This is a genomic window from Mesorhizobium sp. M2A.F.Ca.ET.067.02.1.1 (assembly GCF_004023285.1).
GTDB lineage: Bacteria > Pseudomonadota > Alphaproteobacteria > Rhizobiales > Rhizobiaceae > Mesorhizobium.
In genome coordinates, this window is sequence record NZ_RZSB01000541.1 from 1 (window position 1) to 4131 (window position 4131).

The window sequence follows — 4131 nt, forward strand, 5'->3', positions numbered from 1 at the left end:
GCACCTGGAGGCCTGCTACTGCATCTCCGGCACCGGCGAGGTCGAGGACATGACCGGCACCGTCCATCGCGTCGAGCCGGGCACGGTCTATGTGCTTGATGCCCATGACGACCATTTCCTGCGCGCCGACAGCGCCGGCGACATGGTGCTGGTGAGCGTCTTCAATCCGCCGCTCAAAGGCACTGAAAAGCACAATCTCAATGGCGAGGGAGGCTCTGCTTACTGAGACGTCGCTTCGAGCATTCTGTTGTGGCGCGGCGCCTTCGGCCGAAGGGCGCCGCACCGTCACATGCCCGTCACAGATGACGGAATCCTGACCTAGCGGAAGGTGCGGTGACGGGAAACCGGGCGCTTCGGTTGGCGCAAGGATTCTTCTCATCAACATATTTTGACGCTGGTTTCTTCGACACGAGGCCCATCATAGGGTTGAATCGTCAAAGACATTGCGTTGTGCCAATGCTAGGGTCCGCGATAGTCCAGGGGTCGGGTGTGAAAAAACGGGCAATCGGACCGCGTGCTTCCAAACCACGCAGAGCGATTGAAAAATCACGTTGCAATCCGGGCTCGAAACTTTACGACTAGGGGAAATACGACAAGGAGTGCGATCCGAAAACGGGCGACATTCCAGGGGAGCCGCGTAAATATGCAGTACTTCGTCCAGCAGCTTATCAATGGGCTGACGCTGGGATCTATCTATGGGCTGATCGCGATCGGCTATACGATGGTCTACGGCATCATCGGCATGATCAATTTCGCCCATGGTGACATTTTCATGGTCGGTGCCTTCACCGCGCTCATCGTCTTCCTGATCCTCGGCGCGTTGTTCTATTCGGTGCCGGTCGTGGTGGCGCTTCTGATCATGATGATCGTGGCGATGCTTCTGACCAGCCTCTACAACTGGACGATCGAGAAGGTGGCCTACCGGCCGCTGCGCGGTTCGTTCCGGCTGGCGCCGCTGATCACCGCCATCGGCATGTCGATCGCGCTCTCCAACTTCGTGCAGGTCACGCAAGGTCCGCGCAACAAGCCGATCCCGCCGCTGGTCAGCCAGGTCTACACGATCGACGGCATCAGCATCTCGCTGAAGCAGATCATCATCGTGATCGTCACCATCGCGCTGCTCGCCGTCTTCTGGTACCTGGTCAACAGGACGGCGCTCGGTCGCGCCCAGCGCGCCTGCGAGCAGGATCGCAAGATGGCGGCGCTGCTCGGCATCGACGTCGACCGCACCATCTCCATCACCTTCATCATGGGCGCCGCCCTTGCCGCCGTCGCGGGCACGCTGTTCCTGATGTATTACGGCGTCGTGGTGTTCTCCGACGGCTTCGTGCCGGGCGTTAAGGCCTTCACCGCGGCCGTGCTCGGCGGCATCGGCTCGCTGCCGGGCGCGGTGCTCGGCGGGCTCTTGATCGGCTTCATCGAGAGCATGTGGTCGGCCTATTTCTCCATCGACTACAAGGACGTGGCCGCATTTTCGATCCTGGCGATCGTGCTCATCTTCCTGCCCTCCGGCATCCTCGGCCGGCCTGAAGTCGAAAAGGTCTGATCCTCATGGCCGTTACCGTGTCCTCGGAGCGCGACGCCGTCGCCACTCCCATCCAGCGCGCTTTTCGCGAAGCGTTCTATGCCGGCGCCATTTCGCTCGGCCTGTTCGTGCTGTTCATCGGTCTCAGGACAGACCAGAACATCAGCAACGAACTGATCCTGGTGCAGCGCTGGGTCTTGCTCGCCATCGTGGTCATTGCCGTCACGCTCGGCCGCTTTGTCTATGTGGCCTATGCGGTTCCGGCGATGGAGCGGTCGAAAGCCGAAAGGGCGCAGGCGCCCGCCGCCGTCGTCGCCGAACCCGGCTTCCTGAAGCGGAACTTCAACAGGATCGGCCTTGTCGTCCTACTGCTCTATCCAATCGCGATGGTGCTCCTGTTCGGCTTCCAGGGGTCGCTCAAATGGGTCGACAATTTCGGCATCCAAATCCTGATCTATGTGATGCTGGCCTGGGGCCTCAACATCGTCATCGGGTTGGCCGGCCTGCTCGATCTCGGCTACGTCGCCTTCTATGCCGTCGGCGCCTATGCCTACGCGTTGCTTGGCACGCATTTCGGCCTGTCGTTCTGGATCCTTTTGCCGGCCGCGGGCTGCATGGCGGCCTTCTGGGGCGTCATGCTCGGCTTCCCGGTGCTCAGATTGCGCGGCGACTATCTGGCGATCGTGACCCTTGCCTTCGGTGAGATCATCCGCCTGGTGCTCATCAACTGGCGTGAAGTCACCAATGGTTCGGCAGGCATCTCGGGCATTCCGAAAGTGTCGTTCTTCGGCCTGATGTCTTTCAACGTCTCCGACCCGAACTACATCGCCAAGGTTCTGCACATTGCCCAATCAGGGGCCTACTACAAGATCTTCCTCTACTATCTCGCCCTGGCGCTCTGCCTGCTCACCGCCTTCGTCACCATAAGGCTTCGTCGCCTGCCGGTGGGACGCGCCTGGGAAGCGTTGCGCGAGGACGAGATCGCCTGTCGCTCTCTCGGCATCAACACCACCACCACCAAGCTGACGGCGTTCGCCACGGGCGCCATGTTCGGCGGCTTTGCCGGCTCGTTCTTCGCAGCCCGCCAAGGCTTCGTCAGCCCTGAATCCTTCGTCTTCCTCGAATCGGCGATCATCCTTGCCATCGTCGTTCTCGGCGGCATGGGTTCGCTGGGCGGCATTGCCGTGGCGGCGCTGGTGATGATCGGCGGCACCGAGATCCTGCGCGAACTCGACTTCCTCAAGGCCGTGTTCGGACCCGACTTCACACCGGAACTCTACCGCATGCTGCTGTTCGGCATGGCCATGGTCATCGTCATGCTGTGGAAGCCGCGCGGCTTCGTCGGCAGTCGCGAACCCACGGCCTTCCTGAAAGAACGAAGAGCGGTCTCAGCGTCCTTCACCAAGGAGGGGCACGGCTGATGAACGCGCAAGCTTCCGCAAACGACTTCATCCTGCAGGTCGAGCATTTGTCGATGAAGTTCGGAGGCCTGGTCGCCATCGGCGACCTGTCCTTCCAGGCCAGGCGCGGCGAGATCACCGCGCTGATCGGGCCGAACGGCGCCGGCAAGACGACGGTGTTCAACTGCATCACCGGTTTCTACAAGCCGTCGGAAGGCATGCTGACGCTGAACCGGCGCGACGGCTCGACCTACCTGCTTGAGCGCCTGCCCAACCACGAGATCCCGGCGCGCGCCAAGGTGGCGCGCACTTTCCAGAACATCCGCCTGTTCTCCGGCATGACGCTCTTGGAAAACCTTCTGGTGGCGCAGCACAACAAGCTGATGAAGGCTTCGGGCTACACTTTCCTTGGCCTGTTCGGCTTCCCGAGCTATCGACAGGCGTCCGCCGAGTCGATCGACCTTGCCAGGCACTGGCTGGAAAAGGCCGACCTCGTCGATCGCGCCGACGATCCGGCCGGCGATCTGCCCTATGGCGCGCAGCGGCGCCTGGAGATCGCGCGTGCCATGTGCACCGGGCCGGAGCTTTTGTGCCTGGACGAGCCGGCCGCCGGCCTCAACCCGAAGGAATCGGCGGCACTGAACGATCTGCTGATGGACATCAAGAACAACACCGGCACGTCTATCCTGCTCATCGAGCACGACATGTCGGTGGTCATGCAGATTTCCGATCACGTCGTGGTGCTCGAATACGGCCGCAAGATTTCCGACGGCAATCCGCAATCGGTCCGTACCGATCCGCGCGTCATCGCCGCCTATCTCGGCGTCGACGACGAAGAGGTCGAGACGGTGCTGACCGAAGTCGGCGACGAGGATGTCATCGAGCAGCTCGATACGGGCCCCGACTCCGCGCACGGCCCGGGCAACTCCGCTTCGATGATGGCGGGACCGGTTTCCGACAGTGTCGAGCACGCGGACGAGGGCGAGCGGGTCACCGTGTCCAAGGGCGCGTCGAAAGCGGCGCAAGTCGACGCCCGCGCCGCTTCGATCGCCAGCAAGCCCCAATCGGCAGCCAAGCCGGCCGCGAAATCCGGCGCAGCGAAAACAGCGCCTAAAAAGCCGGCCGCCAAGGCTTCAGCCGCGAAAGCCGGCAGCGCTTCGAAGGGCAAGGAAACCGCGGCCAAGCCCACAGCGGGCAAGCCTGGAG

General features: G+C 62.2%; 4 protein-coding genes. All 4 read left to right on the plus strand.

Annotated features, from left to right (window positions below; genetic code table 11):
* A partial coding sequence (locus tag EOA28_RS27020) for an ectoine synthase (RefSeq protein WP_128315464.1) occupies nucleotides 1-226 on the plus strand: 226 nt, incomplete at its 5' end.
* A gap of 417 nt (nucleotides 227-643) precedes the next feature.
* Entirely contained in the window at nucleotides 644-1546 is a 903-nt protein-coding gene (locus tag EOA28_RS27025) for a branched-chain amino acid ABC transporter permease (RefSeq protein ID WP_042645691.1), read from the plus strand.
* Nucleotides 1547-1551: 5 nt separating this feature from the next.
* Entirely contained in the window at nucleotides 1552-2946 is a 1395-nt protein-coding gene (livM, locus tag EOA28_RS27030; protein ID WP_127249636.1) for a high-affinity branched-chain amino acid ABC transporter permease LivM, read from the plus strand.
* Nucleotides 2946-4131: ABC transporter ATP-binding protein (locus EOA28_RS27035; protein ID WP_148670871.1), on the plus strand; the 1186-nt coding region annotated here is incomplete at its 3' end. The genes livM and EOA28_RS27035, both read left to right, overlap by 1 nt.

Bases quoted from the DNA above. Each gene is read 5' to 3' on its own strand.
- livM (WP_127249636.1), top strand. From the start codon at position 1,552: ATGGCCGTTACCGTGTCCTCGGAGCGCGACGCCGTCGCCACTCCCATC.
- EOA28_RS27025 (WP_042645691.1), top strand. From the start codon at position 644: ATGCAGTACTTCGTCCAGCAGCTTATCAATGGGCTGACGCTGGGATCT.